Below are 23,583 nucleotides of genomic sequence, written 5' to 3'. Positions count from 1 at the left end.
CCGTGGACGAGGCCCGCGCCCGGAACGTGACAGCGGTCAGGATCGCCAGCGGTCGAGCACCGCGTCGATGGCGGGCCGGATGCGGTCGCGGGCGGCCTGGCGTTCAACTCCTGCCATGAGGAGGTCGTCGTACTCGGTGTCCAGATGCCGGATCGAGGCGACGACGGCGAGGAACACCGCTCGTTCGGCCAGTTCCCGCCCGGCGGCGGACCGGCCCACCCGGCCGCTGCCGCGCAGGCCCGCGTGTTCGGCGATGGCGCGTGCCCGGTCCGGCGGGCAGCCGGGGAACATCTCGGTGATCGCGGTGTGGAACCGGGCGGTGAACTCGACGTCTTCGTGGGCGCGGCGTTCCCGATCGCGGCCGCGGCGCCGTTCCCGGATGTCCTCGTCGGCGAGGCATTGTTCCTCGGCGGCGCGCAGTGCCGCTTCTTCGACCAGGATCCCTTGCCGCTCATGGCGTTTCCGCGACCGGTTGAACTTGGTGACGACGGCGGAAAGCCGGCTCGCCTTCTTCGCCCGGCGGGTCAGGGTGGCGTCTCCGGAGGGCAGGAAGACCAGGTGGCCGAGGTCGGCACAGTCGAGGCAATGCGGCTTTTCGTTCTCCGCGAACCACAGGTCGCCGGTGCCGCCGCAGTCGGCGCACGTCCAATCCCGCAGTGCCACCGACACCATGAGGTCGGGTGCTTTCCGTTGCCTGGCTTCGACTTGCGCGCGTTTGGCTTCGGACAGTCCCGGCATGATCCAGTGCGTCCGGAACAGCGGTTCGAGACCGGCGAGCTCGCCGGAGGTCACCTGGAGGGCCGTCCGGTCCCGGCTCGCGCCGACGTGCTCGATCTCCGACGCTTCGAGGCCCTTGGCCGCGACCCAGCGTTGCAGGGCATCGAGAGCGAAGGTCAGCTTCTCCGGTGCCACCGACAGCGCCCCCGTCAGCACGGGGATCCGGCCGCGCTGCCAGGCGTCGACGACGTTCTCCGAGAGCCAGCCGATGCCGGTGAGGATGCCGAGCGCGGTCACCGACTTCTTTTTGGCCAGCAGCTTTTCCGCCGTGTCGACGACGCGTTGCTCCAGTTTCGCTTCACCCTGCATCGCCGGGAATCCTAGCGATCACGCGGTTTCGGTCCGGGCCCGGTACGCCCGGATCTTGGCGCGGTTGCCGCAGCGCTCCATCGAACACCAGCGGCGGTTGCCCGACCGCGAGGTGTCGAAGAACAGCAGATAGCAGTCGCTCGCGGAACATTCGCGGACGCGGCCGGAGCGTTCGCCCGCGACCAGGCCGATGGCGTCGCGGGCGACGGCGCCGAGGAGTTGCTTCCCGGTGACGGGTGGCGCCCAGGCGAGCCGCCGGGTTTCCGGGTCCACGAGCGGCCTCGGGGTGGCTTCGGTCGCGCTGTTCAGCACGGCGAGGTCGTCGGCCGACGGTGCTTCGCCCCGGGCGAGGGCTGGTGCGACGCGGTAGAGCGTGTCCCGCAGCTCCTTGAGCGCGGTGAGTTCGGCGGGCCGGATCCGGACGTCGGTCAGGGGAGCGGTCAGCGCCAGCCGGGAGCCGGTGAACCAGTCGGCGAGGGCGGACGGCGTATGCGCGATCTCGTAACGCTCGTACGGGCCGGGGCCGCCGGTCAGCATGAGTTCGAGGCTGAGGCTGCCCGGGTCGAACCGGTACCGCTCGCCCTGGGCGTTGACGAGCACTCTTGTTCCCGGAGTCATGTAACCACTATAGTCGGTTTCAGAAACCATGTAAGACGGTTACAGCGGAGGCGTGATGATCGGCAAGACGAAGGACGCGGGCTGGGAGATCGGCGTGTCCAAGACGGTGGCGTATCCGCTGGACGAGGTTTGGGAGTACCTCTCGGGTCCGGGCCTGGCGGCCTGGCTGGGCGAAGTGTCGCTGGAGCCGGAGAAGGGCGCGCCGTACGAGACGGCCGAGGGCACCGTCGGCGAGGTCCGCGGGTACCGCGAACGCGAGAAGATCCGTCTCACCTGGCGGCCGAAGGACTGGGATCACGAGAGCACGGTCCAGGTCGGGCTCCGTCCGGCCGGGCCGGGCAAGACGACCGTGGTCTTCCACCAGGAGCGGCTGACCGGCCCGGAAGAGCGCGCCGCGCAGCGCGAGCACTGGCAGGCCGTGATGAAGCTGGTCGTCGACGGTCTCGCCGGCTGATCAGGAGAGCGTTCGCCGGGCGAGCTCGGCCAGGGTGTCGGTGATCCGTTCGACGCTCAGGCCGAGCTCGCCTGTTTGATGCAGGAACACTTCGACGGCGAGCGGCGCCAGCAGGACGTCGGCGAGCACGTCCGGATCCGGGGCGCCCGCCTGCTCCGCGAGATGGCGGACATGGGTGCGCCACAGCCGGTACGGCCCGGTGGTGAACCGCGAGTGCCCGACCTCGGTGCCGAGGACGAGATGCGCGTGCCGGGCGAGCAGTCCGATCATCGCCGCGTAGAACGCGGCCAGCCGCTCGGCGGGCGGCGCGCCGGGCCCCAGTGGGGGAGGGCCGGTGAGCAGCCGCTCCTGGAGTTCCCGCTCGTGTTCGTCCAGCAGGGCCACGGCGATCGCCGAGCGGTCCGGGTAACGGCGGTACAGCGTCGCGCGGCCGACTCCGGCCGCTTTGGCGATGTCCTCCATGGTGATGTCGGCCGCCGGACGTGCGGCGAAGAGCCCTTCGGCGGCCTCCAGGATCTTCGCGCGGTTACGGGCGGCGTCCGAACGTTCCCGTCCCGGACCGTTCGCGAGCAGATCTTCCGGCATGTTTCGCAGCCTAGGGAATATCCGGACGCGGCGTCCACTTGTACCCGGCGAAGCAAGTGGACGCCGTGTCCACTTCCTGGTCCCGGAGGCCCCGATGAGCCACCTTCTCCACCTCGACTCCAGTGCCCGCAGCGCGTCGTTCTCCCGCGAGCTGAGTGCCCGGTTCGCCGGCGCCTGGCGTGCCGCGAACCCGGGCGCGGCCTACACCTACCGCGACCTGGCCGCCGACCCGGTGCCGCCGATCGGCCAGGCCTGGACCGAGATCTGCGACGCCCTCCTCCAGGCGGGGATCACGGATCCGGACGGCTACGCCTCCGTGGTGAAGACGCCGGAGCAGCGCGAAGCCTGGGCGGTCATCGAGCCGCTGCTGGCCGAACTGCTCGCCGCCGACGTCGTGCTGATCGGCGCGCCGATGTACAACTTCTCGATCCCCGCGACGCTCAAGCTGTGGATCGACCAGGTGACGTTCCCGAAGATGTCCTTGGCTGGCAAGGCTTTCGTGGTCGCGGGAGCGCGCGGCGGGACGTACCTGCCGGGTACGCCGCGCGAGCCGGTCGACCACCACGAGCGCTACCTGCGCGATTTCTTCGCCGGGCACTACGACGTCCGGGACGTCACCTTCCTGCACTCCGAACTGACGAACGCCCTGGTCGACCCGCGGTTGAGCCCGCGTGACGCCGACCGGATCGCGTCGCGGGAGCAGGCGCTCCTCGGCGCCGAAAAGGCTGGGAGGGAAGTCTGATGGGCTGGGGAATCCTGCTGCTGGCGGGAGCCGTCGAGGTCGCCTGGTCGCAGAGCATCAAGCCGACGGAGAACTTCACCCGGTTCTGGCCGACCGTGCTGTGCTTCGTGCTCGGCGTCGCCGCGGTGTACCTGCTGTCGAAGGCGATGGACTCGATCCCGGTGGGGACCGCGTACGCCGTCTTCACCGGGATCGGCGCGGTGGGCGCGATCGTGTTCGGCATCGTGATCCACAAGGACCCGGTCAGCTTCGGCCGGTTCGCGGCGATGGCGCTGATCGTCGGAGGGGTGGTGCTCGCGAAGGTGACCGAGTGAGGTCCCAGTGTCATGAAAGGGCCGTTCAGGACGCAAGATGTCCTGAACGGCCCTTTCATGACATGTCAGACGAGCTTCTCCCACAGGAACTCGAACATCAGCGCCCATTTGAACGCGAGCTGCTCGTTGTCGGCCGCCGCGCCGTGCCCGCCCTCGATGTTCTCGTGGTACCGCACGTCGTGCCCCTGCTCCGCCATCCGCGCCACCATCTTGCGCGCGTGCGCGGGATGCACCCGGTCGTCGCGGGTGGAGGTGACGAACAGGACCGGCGGGTACGCGCGGTCCGCGTGGACGTTCTGGTACGGCGAGTACTTCCCGATGAAGTCCCATTCCGCCGGATCGTCGGGGTCGCCGTACTCGGCCATCCACGACGCTCCCGCGAGGAGCTTGTGGTACCGCTTCATGTCCAGCAGCGGGACCTGGCTCACGATCGCGCCGAACAGGTGCGGGTAGCGCGTCAGCATGACACCCATCAGCAGCCCGCCGTTGCTGCCGCCCTGGATCCCGAGCCGGGACGGCTCGCTGATCCCGCGCTCGACGAGATCGGCGGCGACGGCCGAGAAGTCCTCGTAGACCTTGTACCGCTTGGCTTTGGTCACCGAGGTGTGCCAGTCCGGCCCGTATTCGCCGCCACCGCGGATGTTCGCGACGACGTACGTGCCGCCTCGCGCGAGCCAGCCGCGGCCGATGATGCCGCTGTAGCCGGGGGTCAGTGAGACCTCGAAGCCGCCGTAGCCGGTCAGCAGCGTCGGGCCGCCTTCGGCACCGGAGGGGCGTACGACGAAGTACGGGATCTTCGTGCCGTCTTCGGACGTCGCGAAGTACTGCGAGACCGTCATGCCTTCGCTGTCGAAGAACGACGGAGCGCGCTTGAGGACCTCGACGTCACCGCCGACGTGCCCATAGCTCAGCGTCGACGGCTGGGTGTAACCGCTGGAGTCGAGCAGGTATTCGTCGCTGACGTCGGGGTCCGTGCCGGTGATCTGCGCGGTGCCCAGTTCCGGGGCGCCGGCGAGCGGCCGGGAGGTCCAGCCTTCGGACGGCGTGAGCACGTGCAGTTCCGTCCGGACGTCGGACAGCGTCGAGAGCAGCAGGTGGTTGTGCGTCCACGCCCAGTACTCCAGCGACGTGTGCGCGTCCGGCGTGAACAACGTCGTGAAGGTGCGCTCGCCCGCCATGAACGCGTCGAAGTCGGAGGCGAGCAGGGTGCCGGAGGGGTACGTCGTGCCTTCGACGGTCCAGTCCGAGCGAAGCCGGATCAGCAACCACTCACGGTGCGAGGACGTCTGGGCGTCTTCGGGGACCTCGATGCGGTCGAGACCGGCGGCCGTCCGGACATACCTTTCCGTGCGGTAGAAGTCGACCGACCGGTAGACGAAGTCGCGCTCCCAGCCCTCGGTCGGGTCGTGGTGCGCGGACACCGAGACGTCGTCCGGTTTGCCCTCGAAGACCACCGTCGCCTCTTCGAGCGGCGTGCCGCGACGCCATTCCTTCGCCAGCCTCGGATAGCCCGAACTGGTCAGCGTCCCCGGACCGAAGTCGGTGCCGACGTAGACGCGGTCCTGGTCGATCCAGCCGATCCTGGTCTTGGCCTCGGGGACGAAGAACCCGTCGTCGACGAAACGGCGCTCGTCGAGGTCGTACTCGCGGACCACGGTCGCGTCGGCGCCTCCGCGCGACAGTTCGACCAACGCGCGGTGATACCCCGGACGGAGGACGGCCGCGCCCTGCCACACCCAGTTCTCGCCGTCGGCCTCGGCCAGGGCGTCGACGTCGAGCAGGAGTTCCCACTCCGGGTCGTCGAGCCGGTACTGCTCCAGGGTGGTGCGGCGCCACAGGCCGCGGGGGTTGGCCGAGTCCTGCCAGAAGTTGTACAGATATTCGCCGCGGCGCCGGATGTACGGGATCCGGTCGTCGGCGTCGAGGACCTCGCGGACCTCGTCACGGATCCCGGCGAACCGCTCGCCGGTGGACAGTTCCGCCAGCGCCTCGGCGTTGCGGGCTCGCACCCAGTCCAGCGCCGCTTCGCCGGTCACGTCTTCCAGCCACAGGTACGGGTCCTCGTCACTCATGCCCACAGTCTCGCCGGGTGCTCCGTCCCGGCGCCACCAGGTGTGGCATTCCGTATGCTGTGGGCTCGCACGTTTGGGGGACACCATGACCGGCACCGACGAGGTACCCAGACCGTTCGCGCCCCCGCCGCCTCGCCGGAACCCGGGGGCGGCCGTCGTCGGTCTGCTCATCGTCGCCGCGCTGACGACCACCGGGATGGCGATGGCGGGCGGGCCGCGGAAGATCGACGGCCAAGCCCTCCCGGCGTCCGGTGTGTACACCTCCGAAGGGGCCAAAGCGCCCGCCGGGAACGCGAAACCCGCGCCGAAGGAGGTGCGGGAACTGGAGACGAACCCGCTGCTGGCGGAGGGGATCGCGCTCGGCGCCGTCACCTGCCGGCTGCCCGCGATCAGCCGCGAGCCAGCGAAACTGGAGACGTACTACAAGACCTTCGTGTCCTGTCTCGCCGAATCCTGGAAACCCGCCTTGGACCAGGCGAACGAACCCGCGCTGACGGTGACCGTGCAGGTGACGCTGCCCGAGACCAGCGCGTGCGGAAAGGCGCCGAGCGAGAACGAGGCCGTCGCCTACTACTGCGGCGGCGACACCACGATCTACGCGCCGACCCAGTGGATGCTGGGCGACGCGGGTCTCGAACGGTCCCGTCATCTCGCGACGATGGCCCACGAGTACGGGCACCACATCCAGCGGTCCAGCGGGATCCTGTCGGCGGCCGCGGAGAAGATGTCGTCACCGGGCGAGGACAGCCCGGCCGACAAGGAACTCGTTCGCCGCATCGAACTGCAGGCGAACTGTTTCGGCGCGCTCGCCCTCGCGGCCGCCGCCGGTCGCGGCTCGATCAGCAAGTCGCTGGCGAACGCGGCACTCGACGACTACGGCCGCGCAGACGACAGCGACACCCACGGCAGCCGTCGTAATCAGCTGAAATGGGCGAAGGCCGGGTTCTCCGGGAAGACGACGTCGGCGTGCAACACCTGGGCGGCGCCCGCTTCGGACGTCAAATGACCGACGAGGTGATGGCCGAGATCAATACCGGTCTCCAGGCGCATATCTCCGGTGACCGCGCCGGCGCGCGCGGGAGGTTCGCGGCGTTGTGGGAACGGATCGGCGAGGACGGCGACCCGCTGCACCGGTGCGCGCTCGCGCACTACATGGCCGACGTGTGCGACGACCCGGCCGACGAACTCGCGTGGGATCTCCGCGCGCTCGCGGCGGCCGATTCCCTCACCGACGAACGCGCCAAGGAGTACCACGCGACGCTCGCCGTACGCGGGTTCTATCCCTCGCTGCACCTGAACCTCGCCGAGGACTACCGCAAACTGGGTGATCACGAGTCCGCGAAGAAGCACTGGGCGCTCGGGCGGGAAACACTCGGCGCGCTCGGCGACGACCCTTACGGCCTGGGGATCATCGAGGCCTACGACGCGCTCGCCACCCGGCTCGGTCTCGAACCGGACTCTCCGGACTTTCGCGCACGGCGGTGAGGCCATAACCTGGAGTGACTCAGGTCACCCATCCGGGAGGAGCGCGTATGCGGATTTCCGATCTGTTGCGGAACAAGGGGGCGGCCGTCGCGACCGTCTCGCCGGAGACGAACGTAACCGAACTGCTCGAGAGACTGGCGGAGCACAACGTCGGCGCCTTGGTGGTCGTCGACCCCGAGGGCGGGATCGTCGGGATCGTCTCCGAACGGGACGTGGTGCGGCGGCTCAACGAGCGCGGACCCCAGCTGCTCGACGGATCGGTGTCCGCGATCATGACGAAGATGGTCGCAAGCTGCACCCCCGAGGATTCGGTGGACCAGCTGTCGGTCCTGATGACCGAACGCCGGATCCGGCACGTCCCGGTCGTGGTGGACGGCAGGCTGGCGGGGATCGTGAGCATCGGCGACGTCGTGAAGACCCGGATGGAACAGCTGGAGCAGAGCCAGGAACAGCTGGAGGCGTACATCTCGCAGGGCTGACCGGCCCGCCAAGTGTCATGAAAGGGCCGTTCAGGACGAAAGATGTCCTGAACGGCCCTTTCATGACATCCGGGGGCGGCTACTCGCGCCACCCCGACAGCTCGACCCCCTTCGCGACGTCCACCCGGTACCCGAGCGTCACGACGCCCTTCGCGCCCGAAGCGAGCGTCAGCCGCCACGTGAACTCGCCCAGCTCGGTCCGCTCCACCGGCTCCGGCGTGGTGCGCACGTCCCGCACGGTGATCGCGTCGTCCCGGGAAACCGGTGCCTGGTCCAGCACGGTCACGACGGCTTCGCGCGGGCTGTGGTTGACGATCGTCGTGGTGTACGCGGCTTCCCGTTTGCGGACGCCGGACAGCGTCGCCTTGCTCGCCGTGCGGTGCGTGAGTTCGCGCTCGATCCGGATCCGGTCGTCCACGCCGAGGGCGAGTTCGAGTTCCTCGCCCGGCGCCCAGACGTCCAGCCGCGTGGTGCCGACGAACTCCGTCTCGTGGAACACCGAAGCCTTCCCCGGCCGCAGCGTGTGCTCCGAAGTGTTGACCACGGTCGCCCGAAGGAACGCCTCCGGGGACACCGCCGGAGCGGAGATGTAGCCCAGTTTCGCCGTCAGCTCCAGCTGCGCGAGCGTCGTGCGGTGGCCCTGCGCCCCCGACGGCACCGCCACCGGGCGGCCCGGCCGGTAGGTGACCGCGGTGGTGCCCTGTTCGACGGACGCCGTCAGCGCGGCCATCGGGGGGCCGGCGGGCGCCGGCATGCCCGCCGCCTCCGGCATCCCGCCACCCGCGGGCGACGCGCTGCCGTACGCCGCGCGCGCCATCAACGGCTGGACCGGACGCACGCGGTCGAGGAACCAGGGTTCGAGCTCCGGTACTTCGACGGTGTTCGCCGGCCGCGCGGTCGAGAGGGCCAGGTCGCATTCCGGCCAGTCCTCGCCGGTGTGCTGGGTGATCCGCCCGTACCAGGTCAGCGAGACGTCCTCACCGCGGACACGCACGTCGTAGCCCGGCTCCCAGCTCGCGTTCGCGACCACATAGGACAGTTCGAGGCCGATCTCCGCGCCGTCCTCCCCGGGCTCCAGCTCGACCGTGACCGTCGCGCTGTCCACTTCGGACGCCCCTTGTTTCGCCTCGATCTCGCGGTCCAGAGCCTTGAGGTCGTCACGGAGCCGGGCGAGGCGGATGCCGAGTTCGCGGCGCTTGCCCAGCGCCTCGGCCAGCTGGGTGCCCAGTGCGTCGGTGACTTCGGCGACTCGAGGCGGCTCCGCCGTGCCCGCCGCGAGCGCCTTCGCGAAACTCTTGCCGCTACGGGTCGCCAGGCCGGTCAGCAGTTCGACCTTCGCAGTCTCGGCGGAGACCGCGTCCGCGACCTCGTCGACCACCGCCTGATCGGCCTTTCGCTGTTCGGTCAGCGCGCGCAGTGAAGCGTCCGCGGGCGCGGGATGGCGCTCGACGGCGACGTCGACCCCGGCGATGACCGCCGGACCGGAACCGGTGACGCGGACCGAATCCGTGTCCAGGTTCCACGGCAGGCCCGCGAAGGCGAAACGCGTTTCCCCGTCGAGGGCCGCCGAAGCCCGCCTCGTGATCCGGGCGTGGTGCGGATAGACGGTGACGGCGACGATCGGTGCTTCCAGGGTGCTCGGCATGCCTCCGACGTTAGTCTCTTGACACCCGATCGGGTGGCCGGAAGCCTCAGCTTCGTCTTGCCCACCAGCCTTTTGGGGGTCTTGTGAGAGTCGCCAGGCTCGCCGCCCTGTTCACCGCCGTCCTGGTCCTTCCGGCGACGGCGTTGCCCGCCCAAGCCGACGCGCCGCCAACGCCGGTCTTCAAGGACGGCCAAGCCCAGCCGGTGTTCGACCCGGCGGACGTCATCCGGGAGAACGTCTGGGTCACCGCGCCGGTCGACAGCGACCACGACGGCAAGGACGACCTCGTGCACGCGGAGGTCGTGCGTCCTCGCGCGACACAGCAGGGCATGAAGGTCCCGGTCGTCTACCAGGCCAGCCCGTACTACGCGGGCGGCAACGACGTCGCGAACCACAACGTCGACGTGGAGCTGTACGTGCCCGGCGCGAAGCGCGCCCCGGCGGGCCCGCGGATCGCGACGAAGACCGTCGGCCCCAACGCGGCACCGATCAGCTGGCGCTACCAGGACTACTTCACCGCCCGCGGGTTCGCCGTGGTGTACGGGGAATCGCTCGGCAGCGGTCAGTCCACCGGCTGCCCGAGCACCGGCGACGTCAACGAGACCATCGGCGCGAAGTCCATTGTGGACTGGCTGAACGGCCGCGCGACGGCACGGGACGCGGCGGGCAAGGCCGCGGTCGCCGACTGGAGCACCGGCAAGACCGGTATGACGGGCGTCTCCTACAACGGGACGCTGCCCAACGCGGTGGCCAGCACCGGCGTCGAAGGGCTGGAGACGATCGTGCCGATCGCGGCGATCTCCAGCTGGTACGACTACTACCGCAACGACGGCGCCGTCGTCGCGGCCGGCGGTTTCCAGGGCGAGGACGCGGACGTGCTCGCGGATTACGTCTACACGCGCCAGGATCGCGCCGTCTGCCGTCCGCTGATCGACCAGATCGGCGTGGACCAGGACCGGGTGACCGGCGACTACAGCCGCTTCTGGGACGTGCGGAACTACCGCAACGACGTGAACAAGGTGCGCGCCTCGGTGCTCGTGGTGCACGGTCTCGGCGACTGGAACGTCAAGACCGACCAGGGCACCCGCTGGTACGAAATGCTCAAGGCGCGCGGTGTCGAGCACAAGATCTGGCTGCACCAGGCCGGGCACGCCGATCCGTACAGCCTCCGCCGCGACGTCTGGCTCGCGACGCTGAACAAGTGGATGTCGCACTACCTCTACGGCATCGACAACGGCATCGAGCGCGAGCCGAAGGCCACCATCCAGCGTGAGGACAAGTCGTGGGTGGACGAGCCGGAGTGGCCGCTGCCCGGCACTCAGGACGTCAAGCTCTACCCGTGGCCCGGCGGTTCTTCGAAGGGCAAGCTCGACACGCGGAACCCCGTCCCGGGCAAGGCCGCCGTCGAGACGCTGGCGGACGACGCGGGCAAGACGATCGAACAGCTGGCGGCCGCCACGTCTTCGGGTAACCGTCTGCTGTACTCGACCACCGCGGCGAAGCAGCCCGTGCGGCTTTCCGGAACCGTGAAGACCGACCTGTCCCTGTCCTTCGACAAGCCGGCCGCGAACGTGACCGCGGTGCTCCTCGACCGCGCCCCGGACGGGACGGCGAAGGTGATCACCCGGGGCTGGACCGACCCGCAGAACCGGCGCGACCCCGCCCGCACCGACCCGATCACCCCTGGTGAGAACTACAAGGTCGAGGTGGAACTGGTCGCGAAGGACTACCTGCTCGCGGCCGGGCACAAGATCGAGTTCCTGGTGGCTTCCAGCGACCACGACTACACGCTCCGGCCGAAGCCGGGCGCCGGTGTCTCGGTCGAACTGAACCGCACCACGCTGGTGCTGCCGGTGGCGGGCGGCAAACCCGCGCTGCGTGCCGCCTTCGGCTGATCAGGGCCGCGCTTTCCGGATGCCACGTCCCGCCCGGGACGTGGCATCCGGCGTTTCGGATGGAAAACGCCGACCCGACCTCGGGCTTGTACGGAAAATGTATTTCCCCCGGCTTTGCTCCGTTCCTGTCCGGCTTCCCCACCTGATGGAGGTCTCCATGTCCAGGTTGCGCCGTTTCGCAGTGCTCGCCGCGGCCGCCGTCGTCCCCGCGCTCGGCCTGACCCTCGCCGGCACGACGCAGGCATCGGCCGCCCCGAACTTCCAGGTCCCCTTCAAATGCGGCGTCACGGTCACGGCGGCGACGTTCAGCGGGCACAGCCCGGCGAACTCGGTCGACTTCCAGAAGTCGGGCATCACCGGGATGCCGGTGCTGGCCTCGGCGGGCGGCACCGTCACCCGGGTCGCCAACGAAGGCAGCACGAGCTATGGGCGCTGGGTCGAGATCGACCACGGTGGCGGCTGGCGTACCCGGTACGCCCACCTTTCGACGCAGTCCGTCTCGGTCGGCCAGGCCGTCAGCCTCGGCAAGCAGATCGGCACGGCCGGCGCGACCGGCGGGGTGACCGGTCCGCACCTGCACTTCGAAGAGCGGCTCAACGGCGTGGTGCAGAAGGCGGTGCTGAACGGGGTCGCGGTGCCGTACTACGGCCACACGAACTTCACCAGCAAGAACTCGTGCGGCGGCAACCCGTACGAGGCCACCGAGGTGTGCGGCAGCGGCTTCTCGGTCGTCGACTCGCAGGGGCTCGCGAACGGTTCGGGAACCGCGTACCTGCTGTACAACGCCTCGACCGGGGCCAACTGCGTCACCACGCTGAAGGCCGTTTCGCTCGGCACCGCTTCGCCGGTTTCGGCGTTCCTCGAGGTGCAGGGTTCGGCTCGTGTGACCGACTCCGGCAGCTTCACCTACTACGCCGGACCGGTGAAGAAGACGGCCGCCTCGACCTGCGTCAAGTGGGGCGGTTCGGTCGGATCGAACGCTTACGAGAGCCCGTTCGAACACTGCGGCTGATCCCTCGGGGCCGGGCACTGTAGATCACCTCACCGACAGGATCGGCGTCCCACGACCGGTCCCGCGGCGGTTGTCCACAACGGTCCCGGCTGTCCACAGATCTGTCATGCCCCCACCCCGCGGCCCCATTCCCGCCGCAGGGTGGGGGCATGACCACTTCCACCCCGACCGGCAGGACCAAGGTCGATCTGACGGATCCGGCGGACCTGCTCGCCGCGATCCCGTACCTCCTCGGATTCCACCCCGAGGACTCCGTCGTCGTCTTCGGCCTGCGCGGCCCGGGACGGATGAAACAGGGCCTCGTCATGCGCGTGGACCTGCCGCCGCCCGGCCTGGAACAAGACCAGGCGCGTGACCTGGCGATCAGGCTCGCCGTGTCCGGCCACACCGGTGCCACCCTCGCGGTGGTCGGCGGTGGCACCGCGAACAAGGCGGGGCGGCCACCGCGGCGCCGGTTCATCCGGCGCCTGGAAGCCTCGCTGGCCGAGTACGAGATCTCGGTGACACATTCGGTGTGGGCGCCCCGGATCGCCGCCGACGTGCGGTGGGGCTGCTACCGGGAGCGGACCTGTGGCGGGATCCTGCCGGATCCGCGGGACTCGGTGGCCGCCGCGGTCGTCACCGGCGCCGGGCACGTCACCCACGCGAGCCGGGACGAGGTCGAGCGGCTCTTCGACCCCGTCGCGCCGGAGACGCTCGCCAGACGTGCCGATCAGCTCACCAGGATGGCCGATCCGCCGTGGCGAGGGGAAGATCCCGTCCCGGCCGGAGTCGCCGAGGTGAACGCCGCCCTCACTCGAGTCGACGGCGGAGACCGGGCGATCAGCGACGACCAAGCCGTCCGGCTGGCCTGGGCGCTTTCCCTCGTCGAGGTTCGCGGCGCCTGTCTGCTCACGGCCGTCCCTGCGGATTCGGCGCTCGCCCGCGTGGCGGAGGACCTCTGGCTCATCCTGGCCCGGGAGCTCCCGGCACCCGAAGCGGCCGAGGCACTCGTCCTGAAGGCGCACGCCGCCTACGTCCGAGGTGACCTGGCGACCGCCGGGATGGCCTTGGCCAGGGCCGCCGAGGCCGACCCCGGGCACCGGCTGGCGGAGCTGCTGACCACGGCCCTCAACGCGATGGTGCCGCCGTCCGATCTGATCGAGGTGGTCCTGCGGCAGCAGGCCGAAGGACCACCGGAAATCAGGCTCAGACGTTCCGGCGGGACTGGGTGAACGCCCAGGCGTCGGCCACGATGCCGTCGAGATCGGTGCGCTCGGGCTTCCAGCCGAGCTCGTCACCGGCTCGCTCGCTGGAGGCCACCAGCACCGACGGGTCGCCCGCGCGGCGCGGCGCGACCGCGGCGGGGATCTCGTGACCGGTGGTGCGGCGGCACGCCTCGATCACCTCGAGCACCGAGAAACCGGTGCCGCTGCCGAGGTTGTAGATGCGGTGTTCGCCGTCGGCGGCGTGCCGCAGGGCCAGCAGGTGCGCGTCGGCGAGGTCGACCACGTGGATGTAGTCGCGGATGGCGGTGCCGTCCGAAGTCGGGTAGTCGTCACCGAAGATCTGGATCCGCTCGCGGTCCCCGGTGGCGACCTGGAGCACGAGGGGGATCAGGTGGGTTTCGGTGGTGTGCCGCTCGCCGAAAGAGCCGTAGGCGCCGGCGACGTTGAAATAGCGCAGGCTGACCGCGGCGATGCCGTGGGCGCGCGAAAACGACGTGATCGCGTGGTCGATGGCCAGCTTCGTCGCGCCGTAGGTGTTGGTCGGCTGGGTCGGCGCCGTCTCCGGGATGGGGGAGGACTCGGGCTCGCCGTAGGTGGCCGCGGTGGAGGAGAACACCAGCCGCTTCGTGCCGTGGTCGCGCATCGCCTCGAGCAGGCGGAGCGAGGTGAGGACGTTGCCTTCCCAGTACTTCGCCGGATCCGTCATCGATTCGCCGACCAGCGACTTGGCGGCGAAGTGGAGGACACCGTCGAAGCCGTCGCCGAGCAGACGCTGGGCGACCTCGGCGGCGTCGCCCTCGACGAAGGTCGCGTCCGGGTGCACCGCGTCGGCGTGCCCGGTGGAGAGGTCGTCGACCACGGTGACGTCGTGCCCGGCCTCGATGAGGCGGGCCGCGCAGACGCTGCCCACATAACCGGCTCCGCCCGTCACCATCAGCTTCAGGGTCTTGGTCGGTTCGTCGGTCACGTTCGCGCCTTTCTGCTGCGGATGCGGTCGCGGCCCAGTGTCCTCGCCCCCGGGCACGGTGCGCGCCCGGGGGTGGTGCGGCCGCTAGAGCTCGTCGCGGCCCGCGCCACGCGACGGCACGGCGGTGAACAGCCTGGGGTGGCGCAGCTCCGCCGCTTCGTACGCGGCCTTCACCGCCCGGCCCACGGTGTCCACATCGGACTCGCGGACCAGGGCGATCGCCGACCCGCCGAAGCCGCCGCCGGTCATCCGCGCGCCGAGCGCCCCGGCCTCGCGGGCCGAATCGACGGCGAGGTCGAGTTCACGGGTGGAGATCCGGTAGTCGTCGCGCATGCTCACGTGCGAGGCGTCGAGCTGAGGGCCGATCTCGGTGATCCGGCCCGCCCGCAACAGGTCCACGGTGTCGAGGACGCGCTGGTTCTCCGTCACCACATGGCGCACCAGCGGCACGAGCTCGTCCGGCAGCTTCGCGAGAGCGGTGTCCAGCCCGTCGACGCCGATGTCCCGCAGCGCCTTCACTTCGAGCAGCTCCGCGGCGCGCTCGCAGCCCCGGCGGCGTTCGCCGTAGCCGCCCTCGGCGTGCGAATGCTTCGTGCGGCTGTCCATGATCATGATCCGGACGCCGGATTCCTCCAGCGGGAACGGCACCTGCTCCAGCTCGCCGGAACGGACGTCGAGGAACAGCACGTTCGATTCCGTGCAGCACAGGGAAGCGGTCTGGTCGAGCAGGCCGGTCGGCGCCCCGACGAAGTCGTTCTCCGAACGCTGCACCCAGCGGGCCACCTCGTGCAGGGTCGGCGCACCCGCGCCGGTCCCCGGGGTGATGCCCGCCAGCCCCAGGAGGGCGAGCGCGACGGCGCATTCGAGCGCGTGGGAGGAGGAAAGACCAGCCCCCGAGGGCACGTTCCCCGCGATCGCCACGTCCGCGCCACCGGTGAGGCCCTGGTCCCGCAGGACCCACGCGACCCCGGCCGGGTACGCGGCCCACCCCTCCACCGAGCCGGGCCGCAGATCGGCGATGGTGAGCGGGCCGGATTCCTGGACCCGCCCGTCCGAGCCGAGGGTGGCCACGGTCAGCACACCGTCCTCGCGCGGCGACGCCGCGGCGGCGAGCCGGTGCGGGAGGGCGAACGGCAGCACGAAACCGTCGTTGTAGTCGGTGTGCTCACCGATCAGGTTCACCCGGCCCGGTGCGGACCAGACGCCGGCCGGAGCCCGGCCGTGGAGGTCCTGGAAGGTCTCCGCGGCGTCGGACGCGGCGCTCACCTGGCCTGCGCCAGCACGGCGTGCAACGCCGAGACGGGCACCTGCGCGGTGCTGCTCCCGCCGGTGACCTCGATGGTGCCGCCGGGCGCCGTCTTGCCGACCTTGACCCGGCTGCCGGGCACGATGCCGACCGACTTGAGCTCCGTCATCAGCGTCTCGTCCAGCTGCACGTGCTCGGCGATGCGGCGGATCTCGACCTCGCCGCCGCCCATGCGGGCGAACTCGTCGAGCCGCACGAGGTCGGCTTCGGCGGGCGGGGCGGGATCACCGTCGCCGAGCTTGTCCAGCCCCGGGATCGGGTTGCCGTAGGGCGACGTGGTCGGGTGGTCGAGCAGCTTCACCAGCTTGCGCTCGACGGCCTCGCTCATCACGTGTTCCCAGCGGCAGGCCTCGTTGTGGACGTGCTCCCATTCCAGGCCGATGACATCGACCAGGAGGCGCTCGGCCAGCCGGTGCTTGCGCATGACCGCGATGGCGAGCTCGCGACCGTGCTCGGTCAGCTGCAGGTGCCTGTCGTCCGCGACCACGACCAGTCCGTCGCGTTCCATCCTGGCGACGGTCTGGCTCACGGTCGGGCCGCTCTGCTGCAGCCGCTCCGCGATCCGGGCCCGCAGCGGGACGACACCTTCTTCTTCGAGCTCGTAGATGGTACGCAAGTACATCTCTGTGGTGTCGATGAGATCGTTCACGCTGTCCCCTTCGTCCGCGTTGCTCATCGTAGTCGCTGGCACCGACAGCGACGCAGGCGTGGGGAGAACAAGCACCGAGGCGGGAAAAGTCCCCCAAGCTGGGCATGGAGACGTGGGGCACGGGAAGATGGGCCCATGCGCCCCATGATCACCACCAGCGAACTCGCCGAGCGGCTCTCCGGGCCGGAATCCGCACGCTCCGTAGTCCTCGACGTCCGCTGGCGGCTCGCCGGGCCGCCCGGCGCCGATTCCTACCGTGAGGCGCATCTCCCGGGCGCGGTGTACGTCGACCTCGACACGGCGCTCGCCGGGGAGCCGGGGGAGGGCGGCCGTCACCCGCTGCCCGAGCCGGAGACGTTGCAGCGGCACCTGCGGGCGGCCGGGGTCCGCGCCGGTCACCCGGTGGTGGTCTACGACGACTCCGACGGTTCGGTCGCGGCCCGGGCGTGGTGGCTGCTGCGCTGGGCCGGGCACGCCGAGGTCGCCGTGCTGGACGGCGGGTTCGCCGCGTGGGCGGAGGAAGAGCGTCCGCTCACCGACGAGATCCCGTCACCGGCGGAGGGCGACATCGTCGTCGAGCCGGGCGGCATGCCGGTGCTCGACGCGGCCGAGGCCGCCACTCTCGCCAGGGACGGGCTGCTCTTCGACGCGCGGGCGCGGCCGAGGTACGCGGGCGAGACCGAGCCGATCGACCCGCGCGCCGGGCACATCCCCGGCGCGGTCAACGCGCCCTTCTCCGGGCACGTCGGGGAGGACGGCCGCTGGCGCGACGCCTCGGAGCTGGCCGAGCGGTTCGAAGGGCTCGGCGTGGCCCCGGAGACACCGGTCGGTGTCTACTGTGGATCCGGCGTCACCGCCTCGTCCGTCGTGCTCGCGCTCGAGGTCGCCGGCCACCCGGAGCCCGCGGCGCTGTACACGGGTTCGTGGTCGCACTGGTCCCGTGATCCGGAGCGCCCGGTGGCCACGGGGGATCTGCCCGGCTGACCCGCGGAACGGCGCACGAGCCGCGTCCGGGCACTAGAGTTCCGACCATGCGAGCACCGGCCGTCGTATGGGACTCCTCGCTGCTGGGTTACGACCTCGGCGGCGAGCATCCGTTCAATCCGGTGCGGCTCGAGCTGACCATCCGGCTCGCCACCGAACTCGGCGTGCTCGACGGGGTCGAACTGCTGATCCCCGGCCCGGCGGGCGAGGACGAGCTGCGCCGCGTGCACCTCGGCGAGTACATCGAGGCCGTCCGGCAGGCGCCGATGACCGGTGCCGACTTCGCGCACGGGCTCGGCACGGAGGACAACCCGGTGTTCACCGGCATGCACGAGGCCTCCGCGCTGGTCGTCGGCTCGACCCTGCTGGCCGCGCGGAAGATCGCCGAGGGCGAGGCGACCAGGGCGGTGAACATCGCCGGCGGCCTGCATCACGCGATGCCGGGCAAGGCGTCGGGCTTCTGCGTCTACAACGACTGCTCGGTCGCGATCTCGTGGTTGCTGGACCACGGCTTCGATCGCGTCGCGTACGTCGACACCGACGTCCACCACGGCGACGGCGTGCAGACGGCGTTCTACGACGACCCGCGGGTGCTGACCGTTTCCCTGCACCAGCACCCGTTCACGTTGTGGCCGGGCACGGGCTACTCGGCCGAGATCGGCAAGGGCGGGGCCGAGGGCACCTCGGTCAACCTGCCGCTGCCGCCCGGCACCCGTGACGGCGGCTGGCTGCGGGCGTTCGAGGCGGTGGTGCCGTCGCTGCTGGAGCAGTTCCGGCCGCAGATCCTCGTCACCCAATGCGGCGTCGACTCACACGAGGAAGACCCGCTGGCGGACCTCTCGCTCTCCGTGGACGGCCATCGCGCCATCTACCGGCGGCTGCGCGAACTGGCCGAGACGCACACCGGTGGCCGCTGGCTGGCCGTGGGCGGCGGTGGCTACCAGCTGATCCGGGTGGTACCCCGATCCTGGACCCATCTGCTCGCCACCGTGCTCGACCGCGACGTCGACCCGGCGACATCGCTGCCGCCGAACTGGGTCGCGTCGATCACCAGGGCGGCGCCGAAGGCCGAGATCCCGCCCGGCATGTCCGACGACCGCGACACCGCCTTCGTCCCGTGGGGAGACGGCGAGGACGAGCCGGTCGACATCGCCATCCGCGACACCCGCCGCGCGATCTTCCCCCTGCACGGCCTCGATCCGGACGATCCGAGGGACTGAACATGGTAAGTGAGGACACCAAACGCGACCCCTACGACTACCCGCGCGAGTGGGAGGCCGACGTCCTGCTCTCCGACGGCGGCACGGTGCACCTGCGCCCGGTGATCCCGAGCGACGCCGACGGCCTCGTCGCCTTCCACGGCCGGTTGTCCGAACGCACCCGGTACTTCCGGTACTTCGGCGCCTATCCGCGGATCCCGCAGCGCGATCTCGAACGGTTCTCCGTCGTCGACCACCACGACCGGGTCGCGTTCGTCGCGTTGCTGGGCGACGACATCGTCGCGGTCGGCCGGTACGAACGGCTCGACCAGGGACCGTCGGCCGAGGTCGCGTTCGTCGTCGACGACGCCCACCAGGGCCGCGGGCTCGGGTCGATCCTCCTGGAGCATCTGGCCGCGGCCGCCTCGGAATCCGGGCTGCGCCGCTTCGTCGCCGAGGTGCTCGCCGAGAACGCGGGCATGGTCCGGGTGTTCCGTGACGCGGGCTACCAGGTCAGCCGCGAGATCGAAGAAGGCGTGCTGCACCTGGAGTTCGACATCGACCCGACCGAGGAGTCGCTCGCGGTCGCCCGCTCCCGGGAGCAGGCCGCGGAGGCCCGCAGCGTGCACAACCTGCTGCATCCGAAGTCGGTCGCGGTGATCGGCGCGTCCACCGATCCGACGAAGATCGGCTACGTCGCCCTCACCAACCTGCTCAGCGCCGATTTCGCCGGAACGGTCTACCCGGTCAACCCGGAGCACAAATCCGTCCGCGGCGTCCGTGCCTATCCGTCCGTCGTGGACATCCCCGAGGACGTCGACCTCGCGCTGGTCGCCGTGCCCGCCGAGGCCGTCGAGTCCGTTTTGGACGGTGCGCTGGCCAAAGGGGTCAAGACCCTCCTGATCGTCTCCGGTGGGTTCGCCGAGGCCGGGCCGCACGGGCTGCACGCCGAACTGAGACTGGTCGGGGAGGCCAGGGCGCACGGTATGCGCGTCGTCGGCCCGAACGCGCTGGGCGTGCTCAACACCGACGCCTCGGTCCGGCTCAACGCCACCCTCGCGCCCCGCCTGCCCGCGCGCGGCCGCACCGGGTTCTTCTGCCAGTCCGGCGCGCTGGGCACCGCGATCCTGGCCGACGCCGAAGCACGCGGCCTCGGGCTTTCGACGTTCGTCTCGGCGGGGAACCGGGCCGACGTCTCGGGCAACGACCTGCTCCAGTACTGGGAGACCGATCCGGCGACCGATCTCGTCCTGCTGTACCTGGAATCGTTCGGCAACCCGCGCAAGTTCGCGCGGCTCGCGCGGCGGCTGGCGCGGACGAAGCCGGTGGTGGCGGTGAAATCCGGCAGGCACGCCGTCCGCCCGCAGCTCGCCGCGACCTCGGCGGAGGTCGACGAATCCAGCGTCCAGGCCCTGTTCGAGCAGGCGGGTGTCGTCCGTGTCGACACGCTCGCGCAGCTCTTCGACACCGCGCTGGTCTTCGCCCATCAGCCGCTGCCCGCCGGGCCGCGGATCGCCATCGTGGGCAACTCCAGCGCCATCGGGTTGCTCGCCGCCGACACGGCGCGGGCGCACGGCCTCCGGCTGACCGCCGACCCGGTCGACGTCGGGCCGCAGGCGAGCCCGGAGGAATTCGCCGCCGCCGTGCGCGAGGCGCTCAACTCCCCGGACACCGACGCGCTCGTCGTGGTCTTCGTGCCACCGCTCGCGATCCCGGGGACCGCGTACGCCCGCGCGTTGCGGGAGGCCGTCGTCGAGATGGACAAGAACAAGCCGATCGTGTCGACCTTCCTCGCCGTCGAGGGCGTGCCGGACGAGCTGGCCGTGCTGTCGGAGGACGGCGTGCCGACGCGGGGTTCGGTCCCGTCGTACCCGAGCCCGGAACGCGCGGTGAACGCGCTCGCGCGGGTCGTGCGATACGCCGCCTGGCGGCAGCGGCCGCAGGGCAACCTGGTGCGTCCCGCCGGCCTGCACGCCGAGCAGGCGCAGGTGATCGTCGCCGAACTGCTGGCGGCCGAGGACGGCAAGACCACGCTGCTCTCCGACGACGACGTGGTCCGGCTCCTGGGCTGCTACGGCATCGACGTCGTCCCGTTCCGGGTCGTGACCTCCGCGGACGAAGCGGTGAAAGCGGCCGAGGACCTGGGCTTCCCGGTCACGCTCAAGGCCATCGACGAACGGCTGCGCGGCAGGCCGGACCTCGCCGGGGTGCGGCTCGATCTGTCCTCTGTGGACGGAGTGCGCCGGGCATACCTCGATCTGCGGGAGATCTCCGGCGACGACGAGGTCTACGTCCAGCGGATGGCGCCCAAGGGCCTGTCCTGCGTGATCGGGCTGCAGGACGACCCGTCGTTCGGCACGCTCGTGTCGTTCGGGCTCTCCGGTCTGGTCAGCACGCTGCTGGGGGACCGGGCCTACCGTGCCGTCCCGCTGACCGACGTCGACGCCGCCACCCTGCTCCGCGAACCGCGGACGTCGCCGCTGCTCACCGGCTACCGCGGCGACGAACCGGCGGATCTGGCCGCGCTCCAGGACATCGTGCTGCGCGTCGCGGCGCTCGCCGAGGACAACCCCGAGGTCCGGTCGATGACGCTCGACCCGATCCTGGCCTCGCCGGACGGCGCTTTCGTGGCCAACGCCCGGATCGTGCTGGGCCCGCCACCGTCCCGTCCCGACACGGGGCCGCGACGGTTGCGGCCGATCAACGCCCCTGCTTGAGCTCCCACTCTTGGGGCGAGCGGGCCGCGAGGTCCTCGTCGTGCCGGGTGAACGTCGCGATATCGCCGCGGATCGTGTTGTGGAACGCGACGATCAGCCCGTCACGGACGAGTTTCGTCTGCACCGCCCGTGCTTCCCCGGCCAGTGGCCCGGCGGGGATGGTCAGCACGGTCGCGGTGTGCACGAGGTCGAACCCGCCGCCGAGCGGGCGGCTCGACACCTGGCGGATCCTCAGCGTGCTTCCCCGGTAGATGGTGTCGAAGATGTTCTGGCTCTCGCGCGCGATCGTCGCGCGGCCGCGCTGGATCCGGCCGACGACGTCGACGAAGTCCGCGTCCTCGGCGAAGTTCGCCGCCCACGCCTCGCCGTCGCCCGCGTTCCAGGCACGTTCCAGCGCGGTGATGATCTCCTCGGTGGTCATCGCTATCCTCCTGTAACAACGATCCATTAGTTAGAACAACGTTCCAACTTTCGAGGAGCATACATGTCGGCGGACCTTCCCGGCATCGTCCGGTTGCGCGATCGCCGTGAGGCGCTGACGCTGCGCACGATCCTGACGGCGGCCCGCGGCCTGTTCGCAGAGCGCGGGTACGCGCGGACGCCGATCCGCGTCATCGCCCAGGAAGCGGGGGTCTCGCCGCAGACCATCTACGCGCACTTCGGGTCGAAGGCCGGTGTCCTCGGCGGTCTCGTCGACCTCCTCGACGACGAGGCCGGGATCCCCGACCTCGTCGCCGAGGCACAGCGGACCGACGATCCGGTCGCGCTGCTCGGCCTGCTCGCCACGGTCGCCCGCCAAGTCCGGGAACGCTGCGGGGACATCGTCGCGATGCTGAGCTCCGGCGCGGCCGTCGATCCGGATATCGCCGCGACCCAGGCGGAGGGCGCGCGGCGCAACCGGCTCGGCGTCGAGATGGTCATGGACCGCGTCCGGAAGAGCGGCCGCGCCCTGGTGCCCAGGGCCACGGACATCGCCGTGGCCCTGATGAGCGCCGACGTCCACACCAGCCTCGTAGCCGAGGCCGGGTGGAGTCACGACGACTACGAAGCCTGGCTCAAGGACACCTTGGTCGCATCGCTGCTTCGGTGACGCAGGTGCTCGGCGAAGAACGCCGAGAGCCGGGTGCGCTGGACGGCGACGCTTCGTGCGGGATCGATGGTGCCGACGAACGCGGCCGGCGCGTTCCCCAGTTGCGGCAGCAGGGTCTGATAGTCGGTGAAGCTGAAGTGCTCACCGTCCGGCAGCCGCGTTTCCCCGGTCCAGCCGCGCTGATTGCGCTGGAACTCCTGCCAGGACGCGTCCGACGCCGCGCTGTGGTCACCGGCGCTCATCAGCAGGAACGGCCGGTCCAGTCCTTCGTCGGCGACGCGGCCGAAGATCCGCTGAGACTGCGAGTGGGCCATGCTGCCGTCCAGATTCGCCCCGGCGACGACGCGCCGGTCGCTCACCATCGTCTCGCCCGCGGTGAACCCGCCGGCGGAATGGCCGAACATGCCGACCCGGGTCAGGCCTAGCGAGTCGAGGACGAAACGTGTGTCCCGCAGGCGGGTCTCGATCACGCGTTTCGACACCTCGATGCTCGACGGCGGCAAGGCCTTCTTCTCGACGCGGCCGCCGGGGAACTCCACCGCTTCCGCTTCGTGGGTGTGGTCGACGGCCACCACGACGTAGCCCTCGCTCGCGAGCTGTTCCTGCTGCGTGGTGCCGTGCGAACGCGACAACGTGCCCCCGGGTGAATACAGCACGACCGGCCGTTCGCCGCCGATCGCGGGTGCGCCGATCCGGGAGTGGGTGGGGAAGCGGTAGTCGAGCCGGTCCGACGGCATGCCGAGTTTGGCGGCGTCGCCTTCGGCCACCACCTTCGCGACACCCGGCGCCATGTACGGCGCCTTTGGCTTTCCGCTCGGCAATGCCGGGTACCGGACGGTGACCATCAGTTCCCTTGGGGTGCCGGGAACCCACGGGTCCTGGCGGGAGCGGTCGATCAGGTGGAGGTCGGTGGTACCGACCGCGAACGGGCCGGTCGGCGCGGGCAGGCTCAAGCGGACGGGGGCCGCCGACGCGGACGGCGCGAGGAGGACGGCGGGAAGGGCGAGTGCGGTGGTGAGTACGCCGATCCGGCGCGTTGTTCGTTTCATGGCACCGAACGTAGGGAGCGCGCCCGG

The 23,583-nt window shown here is 70.5% G+C and carries 23 protein-coding genes; 13 read left to right on the top strand and 10 right to left on the bottom strand.

What is annotated here, in order from left to right:
• Nucleotides 1-36: 36 nt before the first annotated feature.
• Both DMC64_RS40310 and DMC64_RS40305 read right to left on the bottom strand, forming a co-directional pair.
• On the bottom strand, nucleotides 37-1,086 hold the full coding sequence (locus DMC64_RS40310) for a DUF2293 domain-containing protein (protein WP_125737811.1): 1,050 nt from the start codon (nucleotides 1,084-1,086) through the stop codon (nucleotides 37-39).
• An 18-nt stretch (nucleotides 1,087-1,104) separates the two neighbouring features.
• Nucleotides 1,105-1,704, bottom strand: coding sequence for an ABATE domain-containing protein (locus tag DMC64_RS40305; protein WP_073846776.1), 600 nt, complete (start codon nucleotides 1,702-1,704; stop codon nucleotides 1,105-1,107).
• Nucleotides 1,705-1,759: 55 nt separating this feature from the next.
• Between DMC64_RS40305 and DMC64_RS40300 the strand changes: the two genes are divergently transcribed.
• Nucleotides 1,760-2,158, top strand: coding sequence for an SRPBCC domain-containing protein (locus DMC64_RS40300; protein ID WP_037343302.1), 399 nt, complete (start codon nucleotides 1,760-1,762; stop codon nucleotides 2,156-2,158).
• On the opposite strand, the gene DMC64_RS40295 is transcribed toward DMC64_RS40300, so the two are convergent.
• On the bottom strand, nucleotides 2,159-2,743 hold the full coding sequence (locus DMC64_RS40295; protein WP_125737810.1) for a TetR/AcrR family transcriptional regulator: 585 nt from the start codon (nucleotides 2,741-2,743) through the stop codon (nucleotides 2,159-2,161).
• Nucleotides 2,744-2,837: 94 nt separating this feature from the next.
• On the opposite strand from DMC64_RS40295, the gene DMC64_RS40290 reads away from it, so the two are divergent.
• Nucleotides 2,838-3,485: an FMN-dependent NADH-azoreductase gene (locus DMC64_RS40290; protein WP_125737809.1), complete on the top strand. Its 648-nt coding sequence runs from the start codon at nucleotides 2,838-2,840 to the stop codon at nucleotides 3,483-3,485.
• Nucleotides 3,485-3,799: a multidrug efflux SMR transporter gene (locus DMC64_RS40285; protein WP_037343307.1), complete on the top strand. Its 315-nt coding sequence runs from the start codon at nucleotides 3,485-3,487 to the stop codon at nucleotides 3,797-3,799. Before DMC64_RS40290 ends, DMC64_RS40285 begins: the two co-directional genes overlap by 1 nt.
• 65 nt (nucleotides 3,800-3,864) lie before the next feature.
• On the opposite strand, the gene DMC64_RS40280 is transcribed toward DMC64_RS40285, so the two are convergent.
• Complete coding sequence (locus DMC64_RS40280) at nucleotides 3,865-5,871, bottom strand: prolyl oligopeptidase family protein (protein ID WP_125737808.1); 2,007 nt, start codon at nucleotides 5,869-5,871, stop codon at nucleotides 3,865-3,867.
• Between the two features lie 85 nt (nucleotides 5,872-5,956).
• Between DMC64_RS40280 and DMC64_RS40275 the strand changes: the two genes are divergently transcribed.
• From DMC64_RS40275 to DMC64_RS40265, 3 genes are read left to right on the top strand one after another with little or no spacing between them, the layout of a single operon-like run.
• Nucleotides 5,957-6,877 carry a neutral zinc metallopeptidase gene (locus DMC64_RS40275; protein WP_125737807.1) on the top strand — a complete coding sequence of 307 codons (921 nt, stop codon included), beginning with the start codon at nucleotides 5,957-5,959 and terminating at the stop codon, nucleotides 6,875-6,877.
• Nucleotides 6,874-7,356 carry a hypothetical protein gene (locus DMC64_RS40270; protein WP_125737806.1) on the top strand — a complete coding sequence of 161 codons (483 nt, stop codon included), beginning with the start codon at nucleotides 6,874-6,876 and terminating at the stop codon, nucleotides 7,354-7,356. Before DMC64_RS40275 ends, DMC64_RS40270 begins: the two co-directional genes overlap by 4 nt.
• A gap of 47 nt (nucleotides 7,357-7,403) precedes the next feature.
• Nucleotides 7,404-7,835 (top strand): CBS domain-containing protein, encoded by a 432-nt coding sequence (locus DMC64_RS40265; RefSeq protein ID WP_037343317.1) that lies wholly within the window; start codon nucleotides 7,404-7,406, stop codon nucleotides 7,833-7,835.
• A gap of 79 nt (nucleotides 7,836-7,914) precedes the next feature.
• Here DMC64_RS40265 and DMC64_RS40260 read toward each other — a convergent pair whose 3' ends face one another.
• Entirely contained in the window at nucleotides 7,915-9,480 is a 1,566-nt protein-coding gene (locus DMC64_RS40260) for a DUF4139 domain-containing protein (RefSeq protein ID WP_125737805.1), read from the bottom strand.
• 83 nt (nucleotides 9,481-9,563) lie between these two features.
• On the opposite strand from DMC64_RS40260, the gene DMC64_RS40255 reads away from it, so the two are divergent.
• The 3 genes from DMC64_RS40255 (at nucleotide 9,564) to DMC64_RS40245 (ending at nucleotide 13,601) form a co-directional block, all read left to right on the top strand.
• Entirely contained in the window at nucleotides 9,564-11,375 is a 1,812-nt protein-coding gene (locus DMC64_RS40255; RefSeq protein WP_125737804.1) for a Xaa-Pro dipeptidyl-peptidase, read from the top strand.
• Between the two features lie 157 nt (nucleotides 11,376-11,532).
• Nucleotides 11,533-12,387, top strand: coding sequence for a M23 family metallopeptidase (locus DMC64_RS40250; RefSeq protein WP_125737803.1), 855 nt, complete (start codon nucleotides 11,533-11,535; stop codon nucleotides 12,385-12,387).
• 149 nt (nucleotides 12,388-12,536) lie between these two features.
• A complete protein-coding gene (locus DMC64_RS40245; RefSeq protein WP_125737802.1) occupies nucleotides 12,537-13,601 on the top strand; it encodes a DUF4192 domain-containing protein in 1,065 nt (354 codons plus the stop codon).
• Here the strand turns inward: DMC64_RS40245 and galE are convergent.
• From galE to DMC64_RS40230, 3 genes are all read right to left on the bottom strand, one after another.
• Nucleotides 13,576-14,529, bottom strand: coding sequence for a UDP-glucose 4-epimerase GalE (gene galE / locus DMC64_RS40240; protein ID WP_125737901.1), 954 nt, complete (start codon nucleotides 14,527-14,529; stop codon nucleotides 13,576-13,578). The genes DMC64_RS40245 and galE overlap by 26 nt on opposite strands.
• Before the next feature lie 117 nt (nucleotides 14,530-14,646).
• Nucleotides 14,647-15,828, bottom strand: coding sequence for a galactokinase (gene galK / locus DMC64_RS40235; protein ID WP_125737801.1), 1,182 nt, complete (start codon nucleotides 15,826-15,828; stop codon nucleotides 14,647-14,649).
• The gene (locus DMC64_RS40230) at nucleotides 15,825-16,544 is read right to left on the bottom strand and encodes a metal-dependent transcriptional regulator (RefSeq protein WP_016332755.1); all 720 of its coding nucleotides are present in this window, start codon (nucleotides 16,542-16,544) and stop codon (nucleotides 15,825-15,827) included. The genes galK and DMC64_RS40230 overlap by 4 nt, the downstream gene beginning before the upstream one ends.
• 108 nt (nucleotides 16,545-16,652) lie before the next feature.
• Between DMC64_RS40230 and DMC64_RS40225 the strand changes: the two genes are divergently transcribed.
• Genes DMC64_RS40225 through DMC64_RS40215 form a run of 3 tightly spaced genes read left to right on the top strand, consistent with a single transcriptional unit; the run spans nucleotide 16,653 to nucleotide 21,417 of the window.
• Complete coding sequence (locus DMC64_RS40225; protein ID WP_125737800.1) at nucleotides 16,653-17,501, top strand: sulfurtransferase; 849 nt, start codon at nucleotides 16,653-16,655, stop codon at nucleotides 17,499-17,501.
• Between the two features lie 47 nt (nucleotides 17,502-17,548).
• On the top strand, nucleotides 17,549-18,721 hold the full coding sequence (locus tag DMC64_RS40220; protein WP_125737799.1) for an acetoin utilization protein AcuC: 1,173 nt from the start codon (nucleotides 17,549-17,551) through the stop codon (nucleotides 18,719-18,721).
• 2 nt (nucleotides 18,722-18,723) lie between these two features.
• Nucleotides 18,724-21,417 carry a bifunctional GNAT family N-acetyltransferase/acetate--CoA ligase family protein gene (locus tag DMC64_RS40215; protein ID WP_125737798.1) on the top strand — a complete coding sequence of 898 codons (2,694 nt, stop codon included), beginning with the start codon at nucleotides 18,724-18,726 and terminating at the stop codon, nucleotides 21,415-21,417.
• Here DMC64_RS40215 and DMC64_RS40210 read toward each other — a convergent pair.
• A complete protein-coding gene (locus DMC64_RS40210) occupies nucleotides 21,401-21,838 on the bottom strand; it encodes an SgcJ/EcaC family oxidoreductase (protein WP_125737797.1) in 438 nt (145 codons plus the stop codon). The genes DMC64_RS40215 and DMC64_RS40210 overlap by 17 nt on opposite strands.
• 63 nt (nucleotides 21,839-21,901) lie before the next feature.
• Here DMC64_RS40210 and DMC64_RS40205 point away from each other — a divergent pair, with 63 nt between their 5' ends.
• Nucleotides 21,902-22,507: a TetR/AcrR family transcriptional regulator gene (locus DMC64_RS40205; protein ID WP_125737796.1), complete on the top strand. Its 606-nt coding sequence runs from the start codon at nucleotides 21,902-21,904 to the stop codon at nucleotides 22,505-22,507.
• Here DMC64_RS40205 and DMC64_RS40200 read toward each other — a convergent pair.
• Complete coding sequence (locus DMC64_RS40200) at nucleotides 22,459-23,556, bottom strand: alpha/beta hydrolase (protein ID WP_125737795.1); 1,098 nt, start codon at nucleotides 23,554-23,556, stop codon at nucleotides 22,459-22,461. The two genes, DMC64_RS40205 and DMC64_RS40200, sit on opposite strands and share 49 nt — an antisense overlap.
• Nucleotides 23,557-23,583 lie beyond the last annotated feature (27 nt).

This window comes from Amycolatopsis sp. WAC 04197 (genome assembly GCF_003947475.1).
Lineage (GTDB): Bacteria > Actinomycetota > Actinomycetes > Mycobacteriales > Pseudonocardiaceae > Amycolatopsis > Amycolatopsis japonica.
Note: the sequence above shows the minus strand (reverse complement) of the source record. Positions and strands in the feature narration are given on the sequence as shown.